Origin of the sequence: Aquirufa salirivi, from assembly GCF_045310485.1 — a bacterium.
GTDB lineage: Bacteria > Bacteroidota > Bacteroidia > Cytophagales > Spirosomataceae > Aquirufa > Aquirufa salirivi.
The window spans coordinates 1-514 of record NZ_JBEWZH010000031.1 but is presented as its reverse complement, the minus strand read 5'-3'; the positions used below and the strand labels follow the sequence as shown (position 1 = coordinate 514).

The 514-nt window shown below is 46.9% G+C and carries 1 protein-coding gene; it reads right to left on the bottom strand.

What is annotated here, in order from left to right; all coding sequences use genetic code 11:
- A partial coding sequence (locus tag U0R11_RS13550) for a hypothetical protein (RefSeq protein ID WP_406752366.1) occupies window positions 1–514 on the bottom strand: 514 nt, incomplete at both ends.

The following is a 514-nucleotide window of genomic DNA, read 5'->3' as shown; positions in this document are numbered from 1 at the left end:
TAGCCACACCGCTGGTAAAATCACCCACTTGATTCAATACATTAGTACCTCCTGAACCTAAACCACTCACGGTTCCTCCCAATGAATTGGTCACTGTCACATTATTCGTCGAAGCATTAAATCCTGTTACGGTGTTTCCATAAGCATCTTGTGCTGTCAAGGTATTCGTTCCTGTAAAGGCGGTGCCGTTTATCTGTGGACTCGCTAAGCTTACGGCTAATTTATTAAAGGCTGCCGCACTCACTGCTACTGTCAAGCGATCCGCTCCTGAGGCTGAAATACTTCCGTCGGTCACAGCCACAACAGCTGATTCTACGTTGTATAACTTCATGTTGGTCGTTACAGTACCTGAGGCAAAGGTCAAGGCGGTGGTGGTTCCAAAAGCAATATCCGCTGCTGCGGTATTGGTTACCTTAGGTGTTGTTACTGGGGCTGTTGAGCTGGTAGCTCCTGAGAAAGTTAAGTTCTTAGAACCGGTATAAGTGGTTACCGTATTACCACTCGCATCTTTGGC